Consider the following 24300-nt stretch of genomic DNA (forward strand, 5'->3'; position numbering starts at 1 on the left):
TAAACTTCCTTATTTCGGCTGTTCGCTCACGGAAAAGCCGAACGAAACATAGTCCTGAATCGGAATCCAGGCGCCAATGCCGTGGGAAGTGACGTTTTTCACCAAAATTTCCCGTTTCGTCCCTTTAAGGACAAGGTACACTTCGCCGTATGTCACTTTTCCTTTTTCGTTCACGGCCGGGGCATAAGCATACAAATAGCCGAGCCGTTTTGCCGGGACATTGTATTCATGGCCTTTTTTCGTGCCGGCTCCGATAATCGTGTCAAAGGAAAGCGGCAGCTTCGAGTTTTCCATTGCTTTTAACAGCATCATTTTCTTTACATCGTCCGCTTGCGGAATCCTGGCAGTCAGGCCGCCGCGCACGATCTTTTGCGCTTCCTGGACATAGTGCATTTTATAATTGGCATCGCCGCCGCGGTTATCAAAGTAGTTCGTATTGATTTTTTGGTATTGCCAGTTTGGCGACGTTTCGCTGGATTCATAATTCAGCGGCCATTCGCCCAGATAAATTTTCGCGCGCAAGCCGAGCGATAAAAACGAACGGTTCACGCTTGTTTCATTCAACATCCGCACGAGATTCGGGTTTTCAATTCTGACATTAGATGTTTTCAGCAAAGTTTCGGTAAACTTGCTCGGCTGCAAGTAAGGCAGATCCTGCGACGAGTTCGGATACGTATTTTCTTTTGTAATGTTTAGGACCGACTGTGGAATTTGCACCTGTTTATCTGCCGGCTTTGCTTCCCCTGCCGGCACAGCAAAAAGTACGGCAAGCAGGAAAATCAGGATCGTCCGCATCCATTTCATTGATGTTGTCTCCTTTCACAAGAGGTTACGAACGTACCGTTATTTTTTCCTGCCCGGATTAAAATATCCGTTCCATGCAAATAAAACCCGGCTCCTTTATACCACATGCATCACGGCACTCCGCCGCGATGTGCCAGCGTATTTTGCGCTTCACACGGCAATATCTTCCGGCGTTACTGAAAAAACTCCGGTTCACCGCTGGACTCCCGTTTATAACGGGCCGCAAGTTTCCGGCGTTATTGCAGATACCCCGTGTTCCTTTTATCTCGATGCATGAGCTTCACCAGTATTTGTCAAAGTATCACACATATTGCTTCCATTTATAATGGACATAAGCTTCCGGCGTTACTGCAACCCGATTTTCCTATATCCCGTTAATGGATCGCACGCATTTTTTCCGGTTATGATGGATACCGATTCCGGAATTACAGCAAGTAAAAACCGATCCCCATGATAATGTAGGCTGCCAGCATGGTGGCACCTTCAAACCAGTTTGTTTCCCCGTCATTTGCTAAAATGATCGTAAGCATGACCGAAGCGATCATCGAGACCAGCTCCGGTATGGAAAAGACAAGCGGCATGGCTTTTTCAAAAAACAAAGATGCGAGCACCAGGACGGGGACGACAAACATGGACACCTGGAGCGTGGAGCCGAATGCAATTTCAACCGCAATATCCATTTTATTTTTTACCGCCATTAAAATGGCCGAAGCATGTTCAGCGGCATTTCCGACAATGGCAACGATGATAATCCCGATAAACATTTCGCTCCATCCGAAACTTTTTGCAACGGACTCAAAAGTATGTACGAGATTTTCCGAAATATAGGCCACTGCAAGCGTCGCAAGGGCAAGCACAAAGATCGATTTCCCCTTTGACCATTCCGGCGCTTCATGTTCTTCTTTCTGCTGGGCCCGTGCTTCCCTGTCCTGATAGATCCCGCGGTGTGTCACCAGTTTAAAAAACAGGGCAAACAAGTAAAGCAGGATTAAAATAATGGAAATGCCAATGCTGAGGCTGACCGTCTTCCCTTCTGACATATTCATGGAAAAAATTTCAGGAATCACAAATGCGACAAAAATCGCGAAAATCAAAAGCCCTGAATTATGCCGCGCATCATACACGTTGAACTTTTGGCGTTTGTATTTGATCCCCCCGAACAAAAACGACATGCCAGCAACAAGCAGCAAGTTCCCGAGCACAGAGCCTGTCAAAGAAGCAAGCACGACCTGGTGCAACCCGGCCGCAAGGGAAAACAATGAAATAATCAATTCCACCGCATTTCCGAATGTGGCATTTAACAAGCCGCCGATCCGCGGACCCGCTACAATCGCGAGACTTTCGGTTGCCCGGCCCATAAAACTGGCCAGCGCAATGATGGTCAGGCAGTAAACGGCAAACATCAAAACGTTCGGCCAGTGCAAAAGTGCTCCAGCAACCGAGACGGGAACCCCGATCATCACCATAATGGCAAACATTTTATTCATGGCCATCCTCCTTATCTGCTTTCTATAAAATTTTACAAAAGAACGGTTGGCTTGCCAAATTTTTCTGATCTGATTATGCTATAGAGAGCGAATGCACAACGAGAACAAGCCGGGTGAGAGCAATGAATCGTTATGAAAATATGCGTTTTTGGATTTTGGTATTGATGACTTCTGTTTCCGGATTTACACAGGGCATGCTTTTGCCGCTGATTTCCATTATTTTTGAAAAAGATGGAATTGATGCATCATTGAACGGGCTGAATGCAACCGGCCTGTATATCGGCGTTTTATTTGCATCCCCGCTCATGGAAGCGCCGCTGCGGAAATTCGGATATAAGCCGCTTATTTTAACAGGCGGGCTGACCGTATTTGCCTCACTGCTTTTATTTCCGGCCTGGAAATCGTTATGGTTTTGGTTTGTTTTGCGCCTTTTCATCGGCATTGGAGACCATATGCTGAATTTTTCGGCGCAGACATGGATCACGTCTTTCTCCCGGAAAGGGCAGCTCGGGCGGAACATTGCGTTATACGGGCTTTTTTTCAGCCTTGGATTTGCCGTCGGGCCGTATATGACAAGGCTTGTAAATGTGGATGAGCGCCTTCCCTTTATTGCCTGCTCCATCATCAGCCTTTGTTTCTGGCTGGCCGTTTTTCTTTTAAAAAATGAGCACCCGGAAGCAGATTTGGAAAATGTTTCTTTTCTGGCCACATTTCAGCGCTTTGGTAAGGTCTGGAAACTGGCGTGGGTTGCATTGCTCCCGCCGCTCGGTTACGGATTCATGGAATCGTCTTTAAACAGCAGTTTCCCGGTTTATGCATTAAGAAACGGAATAAATGTCGATGCTGTTTCCATGATTATCCCTGCCTTCTCGATCGGAAGCATCGTTTTTCAGCTTCCGCTCGGCATGTTAAGCGACCGGCTCGGAAGGCGAAAAGTGTTGATTGCAGTCCTTTTGATCGGCTGCGCCTGTTTTGCGGGGGCTGCTTTTAGCAAATCAAACGCCATCGCGCTGTTTGCCTGCTTTTTCGTTGCCGGTATGGCCGTCGGCTCGACGTTTTCTCTCGGGATCAGTTACCTGTCCGATCTGCTGCCGCGGCCGCTCCTTCCCGCCGGCAACATCATGTGCGGCATTCTGTACAGCTTTGGCAGCATGGCCGGCCCGTATCTTTGTGGCGTGATCATTAAATATACAAAAGGGCCTGTATTTTTCCTGCTGATTTGCATGATATTGTTTGTTTTGTCCGTTTTGATTTTCCGTTTCAAAAAAACGACCGCCCCCGTCCCCCGGCACTCCTAACGGCTGCGTGCTGCCGTGCACGTTTTGAAGACCCGGTAACTTTGCCTTTTGTCCGCCAAAATCGGCTGCCTGGGTTGCCGGGGATAAGATTTACCGGAAAAACCGGCCGCGATCTTAACCCGGGAGATCTCTCCGTTAAGAGCGCGCGAAATTTAGACTGCTTTCCCTATTTGTCCGCCTGTCTTCACTCGTAAAACAGGCGGAATTTGGAACGCCCTTCTTCACTCAGAATGCTTCGTTTCTTCATTAAGATGGCACGGCAACTTGCCGTTTTTTTAATATGCGCTTAAAAGCAGTTATCCAAATTAGCAATTTTTGTGCTTATCATTTAAAACTGCATTCAGTTCACCGCCAAAAATGAGGATGATGCCGCTAATATAAAACCAAAGCATCATGATGATCATCCCGCCGAGGCTTCCGTATGTGGCATTATAATTCCCGAAATGGCTGACATAAAACGATAAAGCGAGTGACGCCACAATCCAGCCGACTGTTGCAAAAATGGCTCCGGGGACAACCGTCAGGCAGCCGAATTTTTCATTCGGCGCAAAAAAGTACAACAAGGCAAACACAATGAACAGCAGGACCGGCGTGAGCACCCATCTTAAAATATTGATCATATTTTTCAAATCATTCGGCAGCCCGAAGTAAGAAAACACATAATGGATGAGTTGCTCACCGAAAACAGGAATTAAAATAACAGCTATAAACACGATGATCATCCCGAGCGTCAGTATCACCGACATGAGCCGCTGCATGACAGGCGGGCGTGATTCCTCTACTTTATAAGCCCGGTTTAATGCTTTAATGACCGCGTTCATCCCGTTGGAAGCGGACCACAAAGTCGCGATCATCCCAAAAGAAAGCAGGCCGCCGTGCCGGTTGGTCAGCACTTCTTTCAAGGTGGTTTCGATCAGCTTAAACGACTGGCTTGGCGCAAAATGCCTGACCATATTCAACACATCATCCGATTTAATCGGCAAATAAGGAAGCAAGGTAAACAAAAAAATCAATAGCGGAAATAGAGATAAAAGAAAAAAGTAGGATAACTGTGCAGCCATCCCGGTAATATCGTTCCGTTTTGAGTTCTCTAACAAAGCCGCAATGGTTGAACGTTTTTTTTCTGCCTGGAGTGCAATTTTATCCAATTTTCATCACCCTCTGTCCGTCCGGTTTACCATTATATTTCCCTCTCCGTTCCGTATGAAACGTTTCCGGATGGCACGCCATGCGGTATAATAAAAACATGAAAAACCGAAAAGGGTGAAAATGTTGGATCTTTCAGAAAAAACAGCGCAAAATATGGCTTATATGGTGCAAGCAATCACAGCGAAATTAAAAATGGTCAACACGGCGGCACTGCAGTCGTCCCAGTTTAGCATTGACCATTATGACGATTTGTTTGATTTGTACGAAATGGTGATGAAAAAAAATACATTCAGCCCGAATGAAATGCAAGCCATCGTGGAAGAGCTCGGCAGCCTGAAAAAAGATTAATGCCGGCCGGTTTCGGAATGTAAAAAAGCTGGGAGCCTTTATTCCTCCCAGCTTTTTTAGGTTTCCGGCGCTGTGCAGCACTCCAGCCGGATCCGGGTTCAGTGCAGCATTAATCTTCCTGATCCGTAATGATCACAATGCCGTCTTTTGTAACTGCAATGGTATGTTCATACTGGGCGGAAAGGGATCCGTCCCTTGTCCGGGCAGTCCAGCCGTTGTCGTCCATCTTCGTTTCGTAGCTGCCGATATTGACCATCGGCTCGATCGTGAACACCATGCCTTCTTTAATGCGCGGCCCTTTATGCGGCAGCCCGTAGTGCGGCACTTCCGGTTTTTCGTGGATCGTCGGGCCGATGCCATGGCCGATAAAATTACGGACAACCGAGAATCCCTGTGCTTCCACATAAGTTTGAATCGCATGGCCGATGTCGCCGATCCGGTTGCCCGGTTTGGCCTGTTCAATTCCTTTATAAAGCGCCTCTTTTGTAACCTCAAGCAGTTTTTGCGTCTCTCCACTAACTTTTCCGACCGGATAACTCCAGGCGGAATCAGCCAGCGCGCCGTTCAGGTTGACAACCATATCAATCGTGACGATATCCCCTTCTTTTAACGGCGTTTTCCGTGGAAACCCGTGGCAAATTTCATCATTGATGCTTGCGCATGTCGCATACTGGTAGCCCTGGTACCCTTTTTGCTCAGGGGTTGCCCCGTGCTCCCTTAAATAACGGTCGACAAATTCCTCAATTTCCCATGTTGTAATCCCCGGCTTGATCATTTTTGCGATTTGCTTATGCGTATCGGCAAGCAGTTTGCCCGCTTTTTTCATCATGTCAATTTCTCTTTGTGATTTCAGTGTAATCATCGTCCGACTTCCTTTCGTTATGGCAACATTATTCTATGTAAAGGTTCATTTTCTGTTTCCCCGCTCCATTTATCATATCCCTAATTTGCATTGTGCGCAAAGTAAAAAAACTGCTGCCCGGAAAGGGGCAGCAGTTTTTTACTTAAAAGCTCATCCGTTCAGGATTTTCAGCGATTCCCTGTTAAATGCAGGGATGTCATCCGGCGTACGGCTTGTGACAAGCTGGTTCTGGCATACGACAACTTCTTCGTCGCGGAAGTTCGCGCCGGCATATTCCATGTCAACACGGATCGATTTGTAACCTGTGGCAGCCCGGCCTTCCAATGCTTTTGCCGTAATCAAAAGCTGCGGGCCGTGGCAAATTGCAAACACCGGTTTTTTCGAATCCATAAATTGTTTTACAAATTGGACAAAGCGATCGTCGGCGCGGAGCTGGTCCGGAGAAAAGCCGCCCGGAATCAGGAGGGCATCAAAATCATCCACGCTGACATCATCGATGCCTTTGTCGATATGGATTTCGGTGCCGTGTTTCCCTTTTACCGTTTTTCCGGCTTCCATTTCAATATTGACAATTTCATGGCCGGCTTCCTTATATGCTTTCACCGGTTCGGTGTACTCAGAATCTTCCACTTCATTGGTGACAAGTACAGCGATCTTTTTAGCCAATCGAACCATCTCCTTTTCTAATCTTTGGGACGTTTATATTTTACCTCGTTTGTGCGGTTTCAAACAAACAGTTTGCTTCACGGGATCATCGAACGATTGGAAAATACGGATCCGGGACGCTTTTTTTTCCGGTTTTACCGGCCGTTTCCTTTCTCATTTTTCGGGAGAATGAGCACTTCCACCCGCCGGTTTTTTGCCCGGCCGCCTTGCGTATCATTCGATGCAATCGGATGGTATTCCCCATATCCTTTTGCCGAAAAATATTTTGGATTTAATTTTTTATTTTCTAAAATGATCTTTAGAAAATTGGTTGCGCGCATCACGCTTAAGTCCCAGTTTGATTGGAAAACAGAGTTATGGATCGGCACATTGTCCGTATGGCCGCTGACGATAATGCTTCTTGGCGGGTCCATCACGAGCAAATTGGAAAGGGCTTTGGCAGTTTTGATATCTTCTTTCCGGACCTCCGCTTTTCCCGAATCAAACAGGACATTGTCGCGGATCGTAATCAAAAGCCCTTCGCCTGTCAAAGACGTTTTAAACTTTCCTTCCAATTTATTGTGCGCTATGTACGTGTTGATTCTTTGCTGGGTTTCTTTTAATTGGGCATCCCCTTGCCCATTTGATGTATCTGTTGTGCTGTTGCTTTTTGAACCATTCGTTGTGCTGTCCCCGTTTTTTTGTGCATCATTTTTCTTTTGCTCGAGAAATTTTTCTGTGTCGGATGTGCCGTTATCATCCCCGGATGTCTGCTTCGTATAATCGAAAAAGCTCGTCCCGCCGACAAACACGCCGTTTAAGATTTTAGAAAATTTTTGGAATTTCTGGGCGTCGATGGAACTCATTGCGAACAGGACGATAAACAGGGCAAGGAGCAATGTTAAAAGGTCGGAATAAGGCAGGAGCCATGCCTCGCTGTTTCCCTCTTCTTCTTGTCTTTTCTTCCGCTTTTTACTCATTTGTTGCCACGCTGCCTTCTGTAATCTCTTCCATCAGTTTGATCCGTTCTTCATTCGGCAAATAAGACGCCAATTTCTGTTCGATCACGCGCGGGGATTCGCCTGCCAGGATGGAAAGAATCCCTTCCAGCATAATTTCCTTGTTTTTTGCTTCGTTTTTGGACTTCCGTTTTAATTTATTGGCAAACGGATGCCACAATACGTAGCCGGTAAAAATCCCGAGCAATGTGGCCACGAATGCGGCAGAAATGGCATGCCCGAGCACTTCTGTATCCGACATATTTCCGAGAGCGGCGATCAGCCCCAATACGGCACCGAGCACCCCGAGTGTCGGGGCATATGTGCCCGCCTGGGAAAAAATGGCAGCCCCCATCTGATGCCTTTCTTCCATTGCCTCGATCTCTTCGCTCAGCACATCGCGGATATATTCGGCACTCTGCCCGTCAATCGCAAGGCTCAGGCCGTTTTTCAAAAAAGCGTCATCGACCTCGTCCAGCCTTGCTTCAAGTGCCAGCAGCCCTTCTCTCCGGGCAGTCTGGGCCCAGTCGGAAAAAAAGCGGATCATTTCTTCCGTGCTCATCAGTTGTTGTTCCGTAAATATAATCTTCAACAGTTTGGGAATTTTTTTCAATTCACTCATTGGGAAACCGATAATGACGGTCGCAGCCGTTCCAGCCAGTATAATTAAAAGGGCAGCCGGGTTAACGAGGACAGCCGGGCTTACCCCTTTTAACACCATCCCGGTACCAATTGCCGCAACACCCAGAATTACGCCGATAATTGATGATTTATCCATTTTTTTCACCTGAATATCATAATGTCTTCTTTCATTATATCGGATGGATGGCGGCAATTTGTAGTAAAAAAGCGGGAAAATATGATGCGGTTTTTAAACGCCCGGTGAAAGGGGCAGCCGGTTTCCGTTCCCCTGGATTTAGTAAGCGATTACAAATTAACGGCGCACTGTAACGCTCCAGAACGCCACCAAACCTGCTTTTTAAACGGGCTTCCCGCTTCTTGCGCAGAAACCGGCCCCACTTCCGGTTCTGTTCGCGGCGTCCCTTAATCAAACAGCCTTTTTTCAATTTTATCCTGGTAATTTTTAAACATGGCGCTGTTTGTTTTGATCCGTTTTTTGGAAAGCATTTGGTTGTACGCCAGCAGCTTCTCGCTCAGTTTCTTTTGCAAGCCTTCTTTTTCCATTTCATTTTCGGACTGCTTGATTAAATCTTCAATGGAAAGCAGTTCTTTCTTTAAATTGGCTTCTTCCGGGGAAAAACCGGCGTTCTGCAAAATCCGGTAAGCCATCCGCAAATCTTCCGGCACGCCGGAAAGCGGGTCTTTCGGGAGCGGCTTTCCGTATCCCGGCAGATTTTCAAATTGCCCTTCTTCATACGCTCTCCGGATTTTCTCCTCCGTCATTCTCATGAAATCCAAAGGTCGGCACCCCTTTCGCTTTTTTACCATTATACCGCATGCGGGTACATATTTCCTTCTGTTTAAGGGACGCTATAGGCAGGAAGGGGGAACAAGGATGGGACGCGGAGAAATGTTTGGCCACAAAAGAAAAGGCCACCCGGGCCGTTTTCCGAAAGACCAGATGGCCGGCGAAAAGCAGCATAAAGACAGCAACTATGACGACGAGCAAACATTTCCGCACGAAGCGTTTAAAAACCGCATGCACAACCCGTAATAACAGGCGCCGCAGCGTATGCGGCGCCTTTCGATTATGACCGTTCTTCGAGATATTCTTTTAACACCACCGCCTGGTTGTGCTTTTCGTCTTTTGCCGCGTAGAGCAATGTAACCGTTCCAGCCTTTCCCCATTCGATCAGCCGGTCCAGTTCCGTTCTGTCTTCCAGCCGGTCCAGCTCTTCCTTATAAAGCGCGGCAAATTCAGCAAAAAAAGCCGGATTATGGTTAAATTTTTTCCTGAGGGAACCCGTCGGCGCAACTGTCTTCATCCAGGCATCGAGTGCCGCTTTTTCTTTTGATATGCCGCGCGGCCAGAGGCGGTCGACCAGCACACGTTTGCCGTCCCCGCCGGGCTCTTCATAAATTCGTTTTATCCGGTACATCTGGCAATCCCCCTTTCAATGCCTTGCCCGGTCCTGTAACTTTCTTCATTGTTTTCCCCGCTTTTTCTGGTATCATAGGGTTGATACCAATTCTGGACAGATGAGGAAATTTTTATGAGAATACGTGACTGGGATCAAAATTTAAAAGTCCGCCTGCTTGGGGAATCCTTGATGAATATCACCTTTTGGATGTTTTTCCCCTTTCTGACCATTTATTTCACCGAGGCGTTTGGGGCCGGGCTTGCGGGTGTCCTGCTGATTGCCTCACAAGTTTTTTCCGTCATTGCCAATTTGCTCGGAGGATACTACGCCGACCGCTTTGGCAGAAAGAAAATGATGGTCGTGGCCTCAATCGGGCAGGGCGTGTCTTTTTTCATTTTCGGATTTGCCAATTCGCCATGGTTCCATTCCGCCGTGACAGCTTTTATTTGCTTTACGGCTGCCGGCGTTTTCGGTTCTTTTTATTATCCGGCAAGCCAGGCAATGATTGCCGATGTTGTGGATGAGAAAAACCGGAGCCATGTGTTTGCCGTTTTTTATACATCTATGAACATTTCCGTCGTCATCGGCCCGGCAATCGGCGGGATATTTTTTGCGGATTACCGTTTTGAACTGCTTGTTTTTGCCGCTCTTTCCTGTTTTCTGCTTGGCGCACTGCTCGTCAAATATACGCGCGAAACAGCACCGGTTTGGGCAGGCGGGCAGCAGCGCGTCCGTAAAAAATGGTACAGTACGCTGATGGAACAGGTCAAGAGCTACCAGGTGATTGTCAAAGATAAAATATTTATGTTGTTTATTTTTGCCGGAATCCTGATTTCCCAAACGTATATGCAGCTTGATTTAATTTTGCCGGTATTTACGAAGCAGGCCATTCCTGAAGCAGATTTGCTCCATCTGCTCCACTTTACCGGCGAGCAGCTGTACGGTTTTATTTTATCCGAAAACGGGCTGATTGTCGCGCTTTTTTCAGTAGCGGCGACGAAATGGGTGACGAGGTACCGGGAACGGAATGTGTTTGTCCTCTCCTCCCTCCTGTATGCCGTTTCGATTTATTTGTTCGGCGTCTGGATTTCAAGCATCGGCTTTATTTTCTCGATTCTTTTGTTCTCGCTTGGCGAACTGATTGTGACCGGAATCCAGCAGGACTTTGTTTCGAAGCTTTCCCCGCCTGAAATGCGCGCGCAATATTTTGCCGCCGCAAGCTTGCGCAATACAATCGGGCGCACGATTGCCCCTGTTTCCATCCCGCTTGCCGGTTGGATCGGCTATAAATGGACGTTTTCCATCCTGGCCGTGCTTGCGGTAATGAGCGCGGGGATGTATGTGCTGATGTTCCGACAGTATGAAAAGAAACGCCTGTCTGCTTGAAAATGGGCATGATCGATGCACAATAGGCTAAAAAAGTCTGTCTGTTTAAACGGGCAGACTTTTTTTCATGAACAGCAGTGTTTTGATCCATACTAGTCTTAGAAAAGTTTGCGGGCTTTTCCCGGTGGTAAATAGACTCTAAAACGATTGAACCCATCTTTTTTAAAGAAAGAAGTGGTGAATATGCTGACAAAAGAACAACTGGCGCATTTCCGTTCCATTTTAACCGCGCAGCTGAAAGAATTTGAAGAGGAATTTGGGGAAAACGGCCATTTCCAAACGGGAACGGCATCTCCTTACGATTCTGTCGGGGAACTGTCCAGTTACGATAATCATCCCGCCGATACCGGTACTGAACTGTTTGAGCGGGAAAAAGATATTGCCTTAAATGACCATGCTGAATATGAAGTCGAAAAAATCAAAGCGGCCCTCAAAGCCATTGAGGACGGCACTTACGGAAGATGCAAAGAATGCGGCAAAGAGATCCCGCTTGAGCGGCTTGAAACCCTTCCGTCCACGCTGTACTGCAAAGAGCACACCCCGGACCGGACCATTCCAAGACACCGCCCGGTTGAAGAAGACGTGCTGAATCCACCGTGGGGAAAATTCGTTTTTGATGGAGGCAAAGATGAATCGGTCGCTTTTGACGCGGAAGACGCCTGGCAGGCTGTCGCAAAATGGGGCACATCCGAGTCCCCTTCCGATTTTGAAACCCCGCCGGACAGTTACAATGATATGTATACGGAATCGGATGACCATGACGGCTATGTGGAAGATTTCGAAAACTTTTCCGGCAATGACATCAACGGGAAAAACGTGGAAATCTATCCAAATGAGGAATACAAAGAATACGAAGAAGAATTGGATGAAACCCGTACGATGACGCCGTTCGGGGATCTGCCCCGAAACGAAAAAGATCCTTATGTGGAAGACGAGAAAAAAAAGAAATGAGCATGCAAAAATCAGGTTGAGGTGCCGGGCCTGATTTTTCTTTTGAAAAAATTCCGGATGAAAGCCTTTTTTCTATTCATTTTTGTTCGTATATGCCAACTGATTTTGCTATAATTTTTATATGGTAAAAGGAAATTTGAATCGCGTTTGACAGCGCCGACATATTGGAGTGAGTCTTTTGGAAGACAGACCGAAGAAATACATGCGGGAAACCCGCACAGTAAAGACCAGTTATGTTTTTCCGCCGGACACAAACCATCTTGGCACACTGTTCGGAGGAAAACTGATGGCGTATATTGATGATACTGCATCGATCGCCGCGGCCAAATTGGCAAGATGCACCGTTGTCACGGCTTCGACCGACTCCGTTGATTTTATCGCACCGATCCGCGTCGGAAACGTCGTTACAGTAGAAGCCATGGTCAGCCGGACAGGGCGGACATCGATGGAAGTATTTGTAAAGGTCAGTGCGGAAGATTTGAAAACAGAAGAGACAAAAATTGCCGCCATTTCTTTTTTGACCTTTGTCGCACTGGATGAGGATGGAAAACCTACACCGGTGCCGGAAATCATCCCGGAAACCGATGAGGAACGATGGTTAAACCAAACGGCCATCCAGCGCGCCGAACAGCGGGTGCTGCGAAAACAACAAAGTGAAGAATTGGCACGCTATTTGTCAAAAATGCCGCTGTGATTCTTGTTTAGAAAAAATTCCTTTTGAAACAAAAAGGAATTTTTTCCTGTCCTCCATTGTGAATAAAATTACAAAAAGATTAAATTTGGGGTGCCGGCTGAAGCTGTTTTTCGCATATTTTATGGACTTGCCGCGATCATATTTTTGTAACATAAGAGAATGGAAGAAAATGTAACCTTTCAGAACGAACAAAAAAAGCTATACTAAATGGGAGAGACTACTGTTAATCCGAGCGAAAAGACGATGAAGGTTAGGTGACATGCATGTTTTCAGGGAATGAAATTGGGATCGATCTAGGAACTGCAAATGTTTTAGTATATTCGAAAAAAGAAGGCGTTATTTTAGACGAGCCGTCCGTTGTGGCGATTGACCATTCGACAAGGCAGGTGCTCGCTTTCGGGCAGGAAGCCAAAGCGATGATCGGAAAAACACCTGAAAAAATTACTGTCATCCGCCCTTTAAAAGGCGGGGTAATCGCTGATTTCGATATGACAACAGAAATGCTGAAACAAATTATGAAAAAAATCAATCAGCAAAGCGGCATCTCGATCCGCAAACCGAACGTCGTAGTATGCGTCCCATCAGGCGCAACATCGGTTGAACGGCGGGCCATTGAAGATGTCGTCAAAAACAGTGGGGCAAAAACCGTCCATTTGATTGAAGAACCGGTTGCTGCCGCTATTGGTGCCGATCTTCCCGTGGACGAGCCGATCGCCAACGTGATTGTCGATATCGGCGGCGGCACTACGGAAGTCGCCATTATTTCCTTCGGCGGCGTCGTGACGTATAACACGATCCGCATCGGCGGCGATAAAATGGACGATGATATTATGCAGCATGTCAGAAAAACGTATAATCTGCTGATCGGCGAGCGGACAGCGGAAAAAATTAAAATGGAAATCGGGCATGCCCTTGTCGACCATCCGGAACAAACGCTGGATGTCCGCGGGCGCGATCTCGTGACAGGGCTGCCGCGAACCATCACCTTAAGTTCGTTGGAAATTCAGGCTTCGCTCCGCGATTCTCTGCTCCAAATTTTGGAAACGGTCCGGGCTACACTGGAAGACTGCCCGGCAGAGTTAAGCGGCGATATTGTGGACCGCGGGATTGTTTTAACAGGGGGAGGCGCCCTCCTTCAAGGCATGCAGGAATGGCTGAGCAATGAAATTTCCGTGCCTGTCCATCTCGCGCCAAACCCGCTGCAATCCGTCGTAGTCGGCGCAGGCCGCTCCCTCCAGTTCATCCATAAAATGACTGCGGGGGCCGGAAAATAACCGGACACATTTGTTTTTCTAAAGAAACGGCGTGCTTTTGCCTTTTAATTTGGCAGAAACACGCCGTTTTTTCACCCTTTTGTGCTTTGTTCCAAAGCTGCCGGTTCCGGTTCAGCTGTTTGTTGCAGTTTGATCCCGGAAAGGCCTTCCAGCATTTCCCGGACATCAATGCCGCTTGACGCTTTCAAAGTTTCCTGTAAGGTCGACATCAAATCGGTTGCATAGCCGGTGATCTTATTTGCACCGCCGTTTGCGCCGCTTCCGGTATCGACAACGGTGATTTGGTCAATATTGGAAAGCGGGGCCGCTACTTGTTTCGCATATTCAGGCAGCACTTTCAAAATCATATCGAGCACAGCCGCCTGGCCGAACTGTTCGTATGCTTCCGCAATTTTTCGTTTTGTTTCCGCTTCGGCCAGCCCTTTGAGACGGATGACTTCGGCTTCCGATTCCCCTTGGGCGCGCTGGGCATCGGCTTTAGCCGTACCATCAATGCGGACGCGTTCCCCTTCCGCTTTCGCCATCGCTTCCACCCGGTATTTGTGGGCGTCGGCTTCTGCCATTTGTTTCGTTTTTTCTGCAACGGCGGCCTGCTCAACCGAATAACGGTCTGCATCCGCTTTTTTCTTGACTTCGGAGTCGTATTGTCGTTCACGCCGCAAAATTTCTTTTTCTTCGAGCTCGATTTGTTTTTGCCGCTCGATGATCTTGATTTCCATTTCCTGTGCGGTGACTTCCTGTTTCGACCGGGCCGTTTCCAAATCGTATGCCTGGTCGGCTTTTGCCCTTGCGATATCCTGTTCGCGGCGGAACTCGGCAATTTTCAACTGGTTGAACTTCTCGGCTTCCGCAATTTCCGTTGCCCGTTCCAGTTCTGCACGTTTTGCTTCTTTTAATGCTTCCGCTTTCCGGATTCTCGTTTCTTTTTCGGCTTCTGCCGTGGCAATATCCGCATCGCGTTTGACCTGTGCAATTCGCGGTTTCCCGAGCGCATCAAGGTAGCCGTTTTTATCCTTCACTTCTTTAATCGTAAACGACACGATGATAAGCCCCATTTTTGCCAGATCCTGTGAGGCAACGCGCTGGACTTCCTGTGAAAACTTATCACGGTTTTTATAAATTTCTTCAACCGTCATCGAACCGAGAATCGAGCGCAAATGGCCTTCCAGCACTTCCCGCGCTTCATTTTCGCGATCCTCTTTTGATTTCCCGAGAAATTGTTCGGCCGCTGTCGCAATTTCGCCGATCGACCCGCCGATTTTAATAATGGCAATTCCGTCTGCCATTACCGGGACGCCTTGTTCGGTGTAGACTTCCGGGGTGGTCACTTCCAGCTTGCTCGATAATAAGCTGAGCGGTTTTGCCTGCTGGAATACCGGAAACACAAATGTACCGCCGCCACGAATAATTTTAATTTTATTTCCGGCTTCGTCGACATGGACATTTCTACCGCCAAGAAAACTCCCTGTTACAATCAATGCTTCATCCGGCCCTGCTGTACGATATTTTGTAATAAAAACGCCGATAAGGGCAATCACCAAAAATACAACAACACCGATGACAATCCAAATTCCGCTCGCAAACATGCGGATCCCTCCTTATAATTGTCTAAAGTTTTCAATTTTCAAACGATAATTCTCATAGGGCACAACATATAACACGCCATTTTTCACTTCAATCACCAACACCTGCGTCCCTTCTTTAATTTCCTCATCCTGTATGCTGGCTGCCGGCTTGGAGATCGTTCCTGTTTTGCTGTCAATCACCACTTCACCAAAACCGGCTTTCGGAATCGAAAGAATCGTTTTCCCGACCCTTCCTTTCAGGGATTCTTCCGTATAAGCAAGCGATTCCTCAGCCGAAGACAGCGGGACAAGCACAAACACATTGAGCAGGATATCAAGAATCACCGCGATCACAGCAGAAATGGCCATGATCAGCAGGTGGGAAAGCGGTGTCACCTTTTCCAAAATATACCCGCCTGCCGAGAAAAAAGTAAAAAATGCCAAAATCAGGGCTGGATGGATAAAATGGATGGCGTCTGCAATTCCGCCGAGCAAGTCATTGAACAACAGGTAAAGCACCGTCAGGCATCCCGCCATAATCAGCAAAGCCAAATACGCCGTCTCTATCGGCACGCCGAACACTTCCATAAACATTCCACCCTTTCCTTGATTGGGATTTTCTTTCAGATGACGCCGGACATAATTGCTTACTAATCATTACGTTTAAAAATGGTTTAAGTTTCGTGAAAGAGGAAATTTTTTTAAACTGTGGAGCTGCCGCTGCGGATTCGCACGATGGTGATGTTTTACAGCAGGAAAAAGTATGGTGAACATTCCAGACCAGGCGGCAGGAAACAGAGCGGCAATATTCCGCCATTGATACCGTTACAAAAAGCCTGCTCCCCCATGAGAGCAGGCTGACTTTTTACCTTAGCGCGTTTTCCAGATCTTCCAACAAATCTTCGACGTCTTCAATGCCGACTGAGATGCGGATAAGCCCGTCTTCGATGCCAAGTTCGAGACGGCGTTCACGCGGAATAGATGCATGCGTCATAAGCGGCGGGAGCGAGATCAGGCTTTCCACCGCGCCGAGGCTTTCTGCCAAAGTAAAGTAACGCGTTTTTTTCAATATTTCAAGGGCTTTTTCCTGGGATGCCACTGTAAAAGAGGCCATGCCGCCGAATCCACCGGCCTGGGAACTGTGCACTTTATGCCCGGGATGATGGGCAAGCCCCGGATAGTATACCTTTTCAACGGCAGGATGTGCGGCAAGAAAATCAACAATTTGCTTTGTGTTGGATTCAATTTCTTCCATGCGTATGCCGAGTGTTTTAATGCCGCGGATCAACAGCCAGCTGTCCTGCGGCCCGAGAATGCCGCCGGTTGAGTTTTGGATAAAATGCAAGTCTTCTGCAAGCGCCTCGTTCCGCACGGCAACAAGGCCTGCGACCACATCGCTGTGCCCGCCGAGATACTTCGTCGCGCTGTGCACGACGATATCCGCCCCTAAAGTGAGCGGATTTTGCCAATACGGGGTGCTGAATGTGTTGTCCACGATAAATGTCAGGCCGTTTTCACGGGCCACACCGGCAATGGCCCGCAAGTCTGTTATTTTAAGCAGCGGGTTCGTCGGCGTCTCCACGTAGATGGCTTTTGTATTCGGGCGGATCGAGGCACGGACCGCATCCAGATCGCTTGTGTCCACAAAAGTCACGTCGATATGGAAACGGTTCATCACTTTTGTTAAAACGCGGAAAGTCCCGCCGTATACATCATCGGTTGCCAAAATATGGTCGCCGGCTGAAAACAGCTGGATCACCGCTGTAATCGCGGCCATCCCGGATGCAAATGCAAAACCGTGTGTGCCTTCTTCGATATCTGCAATCAGTTTTTCTAACGCTTCACGCGTCGGATTGCCGGTGCGTGCGTATTCGTATTTAAAATGGCCGACGCCGTCCTGCTTGAATGTGCTCGCATGATGGACGGGCACTGAAACTGCGCCTGTAAATGGATCGCGGCTGATGCCTGCATGAATGAATTTTGTTTTTTTACGCATGACACAAACTCCTTCTCATCAAGAATAAATGCTGCGGCTGAGATACCGTTCGCTGCTGTCCGGAAAAATGGTGACAATATGCGTGCCCGGTTTTGCCTGCTTTGCTTCGCGCAGGCTCGCCTCCAGCGCAGCACCTGAGGAACTGCCGATCAAAAGGCCTTCAAGCCGGGCCGCTTCCGCAAGCCGTTTAAAAGCCGCATCGTCCGGAATCGTATGGATGGCATCAAAAAATGTGCGGTCCATAAAAGGCGGCAAAAATTCCATGCCGATCCCTTCCGTACGGTGGCTGTGCGGCTCGCCCCCGTTTAAAATCGAGCCTTCTGGTTCCACTATGGCCGCCTTCAAGGCCGGATTTTTCTCTTTTAAATAGCGGGCTGTCCCCATAAACGTTCCCCCGGAACCGGCGCCTGCGACAAAAACATCGATATGCCCATCAAGTGCTTCCCAAATTTCAGGCCCAAGCGTCTTATAATACGTTTCCGGATTGGACGGGTTTTCAAACTGTCCCGAGAAATACGCATTTGGTGTTTCAGCGGTTAGTTTTTTTGCTTCCGCAATCGCGCCAGCCATACCAAGCGCGGTCGGCGTGTTCACAACTTCAGCCCCGAGCGCCCGCATCAGCGTCTGTTTCTCCACGCTGAATTTTTCCGGCACAACAAAAACAGCATGCACGCCGTAACGGATCGCAGCAAGCGCAAGCCCGATGCCCGTGTTGCCGGCCGTCGGTTCTATGATCGTCCCGCCGCGTTTCAGCCTGCCTTCCTGAAACGCGCGCTCTATTAAATAAGCGCCGAGCCGGTCTTTCACGCTGCCGCCCGGGTTAAAATATTCCAGCTTTGCAAACAGGCGCACGCCTTTTGGCAGATCAAATGCGGTTAATTCAACCAATGGCGTGTTGCCGATCAGTTCGTGCACGCTTTTCGCAACCTTCATTTCGCTCGTCTCCTGTTATCAGGCAAATACTTGTGTCCACTCATCACGTTTTGCCAGCATTTTCCGGGCAATTTCCTTTGCGCCTTCCAAAGAATGGCTTGCCGCCCAGCCGCACTGCGTTTCATTGCAGGCCGGCACTTCCGTGGCATTCAATACATCGCTTAATGTTTTTTCAATGATGCCAAGCACCTCGTTATCATCATCCAAATTGATAACGGAAAAATAAAAACCGGTCTGGCAACCCATTGGGCTGATGTCGACAATTTTATCCGTGTAATTGCGGGCGAATTCCGCCATCATATGCTCGAGCGAGTGGAGCCCCGGCATATCCATATGTTCCTTGTTCGGCTGGCAGAAACGGATATCGTATTTGCGGATGACATCGCCGTGAATCCCTTCTTTTATTCCTGCAAGGCGGACATATGGCGCTTTGACTTTTGTATGGTCCAAATTAAAGCTTTCTACATTCATTTTTTTCATCTCTGTCATGATGATCATGCTCCTTTCATTTTTGCATCCATTAGCCACACAAACCGGTTCATCTTCCGGAAAGAGACATCAAAACCATTTTCCTCAAAGATGGAAGATAAAACGGGAATGGTGGTGTAATATTCCGTTTCAAGATCTTCCGCAAGCCGGCAGAATCCTCTCGCTTTGGCTTCCCTGATCATCTCCTGTTTTGCTTCTTCCGTCTCAAAAACCGTATCGGCGAACACGATTTTGCCGCCCGCCTTTAACCGGGTGCGGAAAAGGGAAATGGCGGCCCTTTTTTCTTCGTTTGTCAAATGGTGGAACGCATAAGTGCTGGCAAATGTATCCGCCTTTTCCTCCACATGAAAATTCAAAAAATCCCCGTCTATTATTTTAACATCCGGATGCTTTTTTTGAGCGATTTTTCTCATATTGGCAGAAGGTTCTATCCCGATTATCTTCATCCCTTTCTCCAAAAGCTTGCCCGTCAAATTGCCTGTTCCCGGGCCGAATTCAACAACAAAACCGGTTGCCCGGTCTCTGACGGCATCCAAAATTTTATCGTATTGATAGAATACTTCTTCGTATTCGGCATCATGTCCGGTAACGGTTTGATCATAGGAGCGGGACCATTCATCGAACAGCGCGTCAAACTCCCTTCCCAATCAAATCACCCATTTCCCATAAAATAACTCTGAATTAAATGTAGCACGCCCCTTGTTTTTTCGCAAACAAAAATGTGAAGGATTTATTCCTATTTTTAACGTGTATACTTTTATTTCCTGCCATTGTATTTTAAAATATGCTTAAAGGAGTGAGATGTGATGACATTGTTAGATGAAGTACTTGCATTTAACCAGGAATTTGTGGAGAAAAAAGCGTATGAGCCTTACCTGACTTCCAAATTCCCCGACAAACGGATGGTGATTTTCACATGTATGGACACGAGGATCATTGAATTGTTACATAAAGCAATGAATATTCAAAACGGAGACGCGAAAATCGTAAAAAATGCAGGCGCCATTTTAACGAGCCCGTTCGACAGCACGATGCGGAGCCTGCTTGTCGCCATCTATCAGCTGAAGGCGGATGAAGTGTTTGTGATCGGCCACTATGACTGCGGCATGACCGGATTAAAAGGCGAAACCGTCCTTGAAAATATGAAAAAACGCGGAGTTGAAGAAAATGCGATTGAAACACTCGTTCATGCGGGGATTGACCTCGACGAATGGCTGAGCGGTTTCGAAAAGGTCGAAAGCAGCGTGAAAAAGAGTGTCGGCATCATTAAAAACCACCCGCTGATGGACAAAAAAGTGCCGGTCCACGGGCTTGTCATTGACCCGGAAACCGGGAAGCTTGATCTGATCGTAAACGGCTACGAAAATTAAAACCGGTTTAATCCGGGCGTACGGGGTTCTCCTCTTTTTTTAACCGAAACTTCATGAAATGATGATGTTGCTTTCATTGTTTTTTAGGGTCACCGGTTTACAATCAATCATGTAGCGAGGACAGCAGAGCAGGAAGCATGCTGGACAAATACCCACTGTTTTACCCCCTCTTTTTATGTCGGCCTGTGTGCCGTCTTTTTTTTTGAGCAAAAATTTAAGGGAATTTTAAGAATGGAGATCGGATAATAGCGTGTAGGAAAAATTATTATGAAACAGCTCCACCGCAAGCACGGGACCAGGTGTCAATCAGCAGTGAAGCCTACGAGCGGTATAACTGGCCATTTGCAGATTCAGGCACCGGTAATGCGTTTGGGGTTTTATGGCGGCAGACAGGATGGCGGAGGGCGATTAAAAGCACAAACCCGTTGCCGCTCTTCCCAATAACCCGAGCCCCGGACTTGACCAGCGGCAAAGCCTATGAACAGAATAACCGGCCATTTGCAGATTCAGGCACCGGTGATCCGGTGACCACCATATGGCTTTTACGGCGGAGGATGAATGGGGCTTCAGATGAAAAAAACGGGTAAAGGCCGCTTGTACGGCTACTTTACCCGTAATCTTTCCCCCACACGGATGGTATAATCATCATCCAGATTATTCCATTTTTTAATTTCTTTGATGGTTGAGCCGTATGCTTTGCTTAAAGCGTATACGGTATCCCCCTTAACGACTTTGTGATACGTTGCACCGCTTTTTTTTGAGCCCGAAAGCTTTTGCCAGCCCGTTGACATGCCCCTGCGCCACATCCTCAATCCAGCTGCTTTGCTTCATTTTTTTCGCATCACTTGCCGTGTCAATAAAGCCGTTTTCAGTAAGGAGCGCAGGCATGATTGATTCCCTGAGCACATGAAAATCGGCCTTTTTTCTGCCCCTATCTTTTAAATCATTCAGCTTCAGCACTTCCTGGTGGATGGTTTTCTGGTAGGTTTCTGTCGTGATGCCGGCTTCGGGATAAATATAGCTCTCAAAACCCGTTCCATTTCCTGAATTGATATGAATGGAAAGAAAAAAAGTGGCGCCCCAGCTGTTGGCGGCATCCGTCCGTTCTTTCAATGACACAAATTTGTCCGTCGTCCGCGACATTTTCACTGAAACATTTCGGTAATGGTTTGTTAGAATGTCGTGAATCTGTTTGGCAATCGCCAAAGTGATGTCTTTTTCCTCCATCCCGTTTCCCACAGCACCTGGGTCTTTTCCGCCATGCCCCGGATCAAGAAACAGTTTAAACAAATGCTTCACCCCTTTTCAACCATGCTCAATTTCTACATATCTTTTTTAAAGAGAAACGGTTACTTTCCCGCCCTGTTTTTTTGCACAAATGGAAACCATCCGTTTTGCCGGCAGCAGGGAAAATTCCCCAATAACCTGGCAAAGCTAAGTGGGACAGATGCAAATGACAAGGGGGCGGATTATCGCATGGAAAATGAAGAACCTGGCCTGTTGCCTCGCACAATTGAACCTATCTTTACAATATCGTATGTAAAGCATGTTTCATGTGTGACAGGATTGTCCGCCTGGATTCCGCCTGGATTTCTCCGCAATCGTTTTACGGAAAAGTTTATGTACTTGCTTCTTTTAGCGTTTTGGCAATTGAATTGCGGGAAGAACCATGTGTTTTGCTAAAAAGCAGGGGTATTGACACAAAACGGCAGATTCACTATAATATTTAAGGTGACTAGAACGGATATTATAAAGTTACGGCTCCGTAGCTCAGTGGATAGAGCGTCGGTTTCCTAAACCGTGCGTCGGAGGTTCGAGTCCTCTCGGGGCCGCTACATGAATCACTACAGCCACAAGGGTTTCAGCGTTTTTGAATCCTTGTGGCTTTTTCTTTATTTGGCCATTTGGCACGAATTTGGCACGAAATTTCAAAACAGGAATATTTGTTCCTATTTTTCCTCAAAAAATTAGCTACATAATCAATAAAATTCCCGCCACGATCAAAATGCCTTATCTCCATCTGTCAGCCACTTTTTTCTAACCCAGTAGGACCCGTATGTGTCTTTTTGCCAAACCAATTTGATTTATCGCGTTTTAAATAATTCGGATTGGAATTCCTCCTGACTCAGTCCGTTTAGCGATCGGAACCGCCCGCGGTCTTCCCTGAGTCTCAAGAACTCTTTCTTCGGCAGCTGACGGCTGACGTCCGTCGTTCTTCCTGCTCGCAGCATGTCCCGCAATTCCTTTTTCTCCAGCAACGTGAGCATTGACGTCCTCCCTCTCCTCTTGTTGTTTAGGGTTTAATCCCGCCATAACCGTCCTGTTACAGCTGATACATCGAAGAAGGGAGAGAGATGTCTTTTTTTAGATGTGCTGAGATGGCCTACTGGAATGCCTGGAAGTGAGCTGCCATCAATAGAGCCAACCGGATGTTTTGGTTGCGGTCTTGTTAAAGCATCAAAAAACCTCCTCCCAGGGAAAAGGTCTAATTATTATTTTTCATCATTTTAATATTTAGACCTTGAAAAGTCGACTCTTAAATGCCATTATAATATTAAAGAAAGGGGTGAGGAATATGATAAAGTACATTCAGATGACTTATGGTTACTGCCTAATTTTTTCCATAATTTACCTTTTTGTAAAATTTTTATCATTATTCCACCAGTTCACCCCTGTAATTTATGTGATTATTGTCGCAGTATCTTTTTCAGTTATCAGGATTCGTCCGCATCCTGATCGCTATAATTATCCATTTGCGTTTGATTTGCAACTATTCTGCCAGCATCGAAATTAGTTATTTGAAGTTGTTGCCCTAGCGGAACAGCTTCTTTTTTTATTTCCCAAAGTTCTTTGTCACGCTCTAATTCGAATTCTGCTCGTTGATTGATCAACTGTTTTGCCTTTTTATCTTCATCCAACAATTCTAATTCCTTTTCTAATTTCTTAATTTCTACATTTTCTCTTTTGTATGATTGAAAGTATGGAATTATTCCCTTTAATTTTATCCTTTTTGTATTTATTTCACCTATTAAAATACCAGAAAAAACTATTGTTAATGTGATTATTGTAGGTATACTAGGTACGATGAATTCAATTGTTCCTGGACTTTGTACATTTGACTTTACAATAACTTCTTCAGATTCCTCAGCTGAACATTTCTTAACCAATGAATATAGTTTATACCATTCATTTAATGTTAGCCCTTTTTTCTTGGAGATTTTAATTGTTCCATGGCATATCCCATTTTGAACATATATTGGTGCTAATAGTTGGTTAATATACTCCTTCTGTTCGTTTAAATTAAATATAGTTTGATGTGCTGACAATACCCAATAAAGTTTTTCCGATATTTCATTGCGCGAAACTTCTTTTAACCATTGCACTCTTCTCCTTTTTAAAAACTGATTAACTGCATGATTTACTTCCGCTTTAGAAGTTAGTTCCTCATCTTGTGCCTCATAAACATCACTAGTTAAAGTTCCTAATAAAAAATGTGTAGACCTTTTCGATGGAACAAGTATTAAATCGCCGATTTTCATCTCATCCAAAAATCTTTGAGTTCTACCAGCAGCTTGTGCAATTTGTTGGTTTGTCCAATCAGGGTATGTTTGGTTATACAGATTCTTGTAATGGTCAATAGTTATCCCAACTAAGCTATTTTCTGCATAGCTCTTTATTTTTTCGAGAGATACTTCATTATCGGATATCGCAATAAAATTGTTTAGAAAAAAATCCTCGTAATACTTGCCACCATCTGCTCTCACTAACCAGTAACCAATATCTTTTGGTATCTCTAAAATTCCCACTTCATTATTTGAGTCATCTTTTCCCATTAGCAAACCCTCCTGAATTGCAATGCTTTAATAATAATATCAGTTCTGAAGAGTAAATTCATCAATTTTTAGATGTTTTATGATAAAATGACTTATCCACATTTAGAAAATTTTTCCATCTATTTTTTCTGCTTTCAAAGTCAAAAAGAGCCGAATTTGCAAATTTCTTTTTTAAA

25 protein-coding genes, 1 tRNA gene and 1 pseudogene are annotated in these 24300 nt (G+C 46.5%); 9 read left to right on the plus strand and 18 right to left on the minus strand.

What is annotated here, in order from left to right:
• Positions 1-9: 9 nt before the first annotated feature.
• Positions 10-804: a YfkD famly protein gene (locus NSQ19_RS12320; protein ID WP_017551475.1), complete on the minus strand. Its 795-nt coding sequence runs from the start codon at positions 802-804 to the stop codon at positions 10-12.
• A 425-nt stretch (positions 805-1229) separates the two neighbouring features.
• On the minus strand, positions 1230-2291 hold the full coding sequence (gene cax / locus NSQ19_RS12325; RefSeq protein WP_340702921.1) for a calcium/proton exchanger: 1062 nt from the start codon (positions 2289-2291) through the stop codon (positions 1230-1232).
• Between the two features lie 113 nt (positions 2292-2404).
• Between cax and NSQ19_RS12330 the strand changes: the two genes are divergently transcribed.
• Entirely contained in the window at positions 2405-3589 is a 1185-nt protein-coding gene (locus NSQ19_RS12330) for an MFS transporter (protein ID WP_179234643.1), read from the plus strand.
• A 305-nt stretch (positions 3590-3894) separates the two neighbouring features.
• On the opposite strand, the gene NSQ19_RS12335 is transcribed toward NSQ19_RS12330, so the two are convergent.
• Positions 3895-4737 carry a YihY/virulence factor BrkB family protein gene (locus NSQ19_RS12335; RefSeq protein WP_265114823.1) on the minus strand — a complete coding sequence of 281 codons (843 nt, stop codon included), beginning with the start codon at positions 4735-4737 and terminating at the stop codon, positions 3895-3897.
• A gap of 124 nt (positions 4738-4861) precedes the next feature.
• On the opposite strand from NSQ19_RS12335, the gene NSQ19_RS12340 reads away from it, so the two are divergent.
• Entirely contained in the window at positions 4862-5086 is a 225-nt protein-coding gene (locus tag NSQ19_RS12340; protein ID WP_026104843.1) for a DUF1128 domain-containing protein, read from the plus strand.
• Positions 5087-5195: 109 nt separating this feature from the next.
• On the opposite strand, the gene map is transcribed toward NSQ19_RS12340, so the two are convergent.
• From map to NSQ19_RS12365, 5 genes are all read right to left on the minus strand, one after another.
• Positions 5196-5948: a type I methionyl aminopeptidase gene (gene map, locus NSQ19_RS12345; protein ID WP_340702922.1), complete on the minus strand. Its 753-nt coding sequence runs from the start codon at positions 5946-5948 to the stop codon at positions 5196-5198.
• Between the two features lie 150 nt (positions 5949-6098).
• On the minus strand, positions 6099-6614 hold the full coding sequence (locus NSQ19_RS12350) for a type 1 glutamine amidotransferase domain-containing protein (RefSeq protein WP_013860360.1): 516 nt from the start codon (positions 6612-6614) through the stop codon (positions 6099-6101).
• Positions 6615-6748: 134 nt separating this feature from the next.
• Positions 6749-7573 (minus strand): flagellar motor protein MotB, encoded by an 825-nt coding sequence (gene motB, locus NSQ19_RS12355; protein ID WP_340702923.1) that lies wholly within the window; start codon positions 7571-7573, stop codon positions 6749-6751.
• Positions 7566-8369, minus strand: a complete 804-nt coding sequence (motA, locus tag NSQ19_RS12360; RefSeq protein WP_013860362.1) for a flagellar motor stator protein MotA — start codon at positions 8367-8369, stop codon at positions 7566-7568. Before motA ends, motB begins: the two co-directional genes overlap by 8 nt.
• A 266-nt stretch (positions 8370-8635) precedes the next feature.
• Positions 8636-9010 (minus strand): DnaJ family domain-containing protein, encoded by a 375-nt coding sequence (locus tag NSQ19_RS12365; protein WP_019721470.1) that lies wholly within the window; start codon positions 9008-9010, stop codon positions 8636-8638.
• Positions 9011-9107: 97 nt separating this feature from the next.
• On the opposite strand from NSQ19_RS12365, the gene NSQ19_RS12370 reads away from it, so the two are divergent.
• Positions 9108-9266: a hypothetical protein gene (locus NSQ19_RS12370; protein ID WP_013860365.1), complete on the plus strand. Its 159-nt coding sequence runs from the start codon at positions 9108-9110 to the stop codon at positions 9264-9266.
• A gap of 34 nt (positions 9267-9300) precedes the next feature.
• Here NSQ19_RS12370 and NSQ19_RS12375 read toward each other — a convergent pair whose 3' ends face one another.
• On the minus strand, positions 9301-9651 hold the full coding sequence (locus tag NSQ19_RS12375; protein WP_017551467.1) for a DUF488 domain-containing protein: 351 nt from the start codon (positions 9649-9651) through the stop codon (positions 9301-9303).
• A gap of 114 nt (positions 9652-9765) precedes the next feature.
• On the opposite strand from NSQ19_RS12375, the gene NSQ19_RS12380 reads away from it, so the two are divergent.
• From NSQ19_RS12380 to mreBH, 4 genes are all read left to right on the plus strand, one after another.
• Complete coding sequence (locus NSQ19_RS12380; protein WP_265114822.1) at positions 9766-11019, plus strand: MDR family MFS transporter; 1254 nt, start codon at positions 9766-9768, stop codon at positions 11017-11019.
• Between the two features lie 183 nt (positions 11020-11202).
• Positions 11203-11970 (plus strand): TraR/DksA C4-type zinc finger protein, encoded by a 768-nt coding sequence (locus tag NSQ19_RS12385; RefSeq protein WP_340702924.1) that lies wholly within the window; start codon positions 11203-11205, stop codon positions 11968-11970.
• A 178-nt stretch (positions 11971-12148) separates the two neighbouring features.
• Positions 12149-12664 carry an acyl-CoA thioesterase gene (locus tag NSQ19_RS12390; RefSeq protein ID WP_017553460.1) on the plus strand — a complete coding sequence of 172 codons (516 nt, stop codon included), beginning with the start codon at positions 12149-12151 and terminating at the stop codon, positions 12662-12664.
• Between the two features lie 263 nt (positions 12665-12927).
• Positions 12928-13938, plus strand: a complete 1011-nt coding sequence (mreBH, locus tag NSQ19_RS12395) for a rod-share determining protein MreBH (protein WP_013860371.1) — start codon at positions 12928-12930, stop codon at positions 13936-13938.
• Positions 13939-14009: 71 nt separating this feature from the next.
• Here the strand turns inward: mreBH and NSQ19_RS12400 are convergent, their stop codons facing one another.
• The 6 genes from NSQ19_RS12400 to NSQ19_RS12425 all read right to left on the minus strand — a co-directional run bounded on the left by NSQ19_RS12400 (position 14010) and on the right by NSQ19_RS12425 (position 19568).
• Positions 14010-15524, minus strand: a complete 1515-nt coding sequence (locus NSQ19_RS12400; RefSeq protein WP_029142371.1) for a flotillin family protein — start codon at positions 15522-15524, stop codon at positions 14010-14012.
• A gap of 12 nt (positions 15525-15536) precedes the next feature.
• Positions 15537-16097, minus strand: coding sequence for an NfeD family protein (locus NSQ19_RS12405; protein WP_017553463.1), 561 nt, complete (start codon positions 16095-16097; stop codon positions 15537-15539).
• Between the two features lie 271 nt (positions 16098-16368).
• Entirely contained in the window at positions 16369-17499 is a 1131-nt protein-coding gene (locus NSQ19_RS12410; protein ID WP_017551465.1) for a bifunctional cystathionine gamma-lyase/homocysteine desulfhydrase, read from the minus strand.
• A gap of 18 nt (positions 17500-17517) precedes the next feature.
• Positions 17518-18432 (minus strand): PLP-dependent cysteine synthase family protein, encoded by a 915-nt coding sequence (locus NSQ19_RS12415; protein WP_340702925.1) that lies wholly within the window; start codon positions 18430-18432, stop codon positions 17518-17520.
• 18 nt (positions 18433-18450) lie between these two features.
• Positions 18451-18921, minus strand: coding sequence for an S-ribosylhomocysteine lyase (locus tag NSQ19_RS12420; RefSeq protein WP_013860376.1), 471 nt, complete (start codon positions 18919-18921; stop codon positions 18451-18453).
• Between the two features lie 5 nt (positions 18922-18926).
• Entirely contained in the window at positions 18927-19568 is a 642-nt protein-coding gene (locus NSQ19_RS12425; protein WP_328005022.1) for a class I SAM-dependent DNA methyltransferase, read from the minus strand.
• A 159-nt stretch (positions 19569-19727) separates the two neighbouring features.
• On the opposite strand from NSQ19_RS12425, the gene NSQ19_RS12430 reads away from it, so the two are divergent.
• Entirely contained in the window at positions 19728-20291 is a 564-nt protein-coding gene (locus NSQ19_RS12430; protein WP_013860378.1) for a beta-class carbonic anhydrase, read from the plus strand.
• 602 nt (positions 20292-20893) lie between these two features.
• Here NSQ19_RS12430 and NSQ19_RS12435 read toward each other — a convergent pair.
• Positions 20894-21581 (minus strand): annotated as a pseudogene (locus tag NSQ19_RS12435) (N-acetylmuramoyl-L-alanine amidase family protein).
• A 469-nt stretch (positions 21582-22050) separates the two neighbouring features.
• Here NSQ19_RS12435 and NSQ19_RS12440 point away from each other — a divergent pair.
• Positions 22051-22123, plus strand: a tRNA-Arg gene (locus NSQ19_RS12440).
• 252 nt (positions 22124-22375) lie between these two features.
• Here the strand turns inward: NSQ19_RS12440 and NSQ19_RS12445 are convergent.
• Complete coding sequence (locus NSQ19_RS12445; protein WP_340702926.1) at positions 22376-22558, minus strand: hypothetical protein; 183 nt, start codon at positions 22556-22558, stop codon at positions 22376-22378.
• Positions 22559-23005: 447 nt separating this feature from the next.
• Positions 23006-24124, minus strand: a complete 1119-nt coding sequence (locus tag NSQ19_RS12450) for a hypothetical protein (protein WP_340702927.1) — start codon at positions 24122-24124, stop codon at positions 23006-23008.
• Between the last annotated feature and the right edge of the window lie 176 nt (positions 24125-24300).

This window comes from Weizmannia sp. FSL W8-1119, assembly GCF_038008605.1.
GTDB lineage: Bacteria > Bacillota > Bacilli > Bacillales > Bacillaceae_C > Weizmannia > Weizmannia coagulans.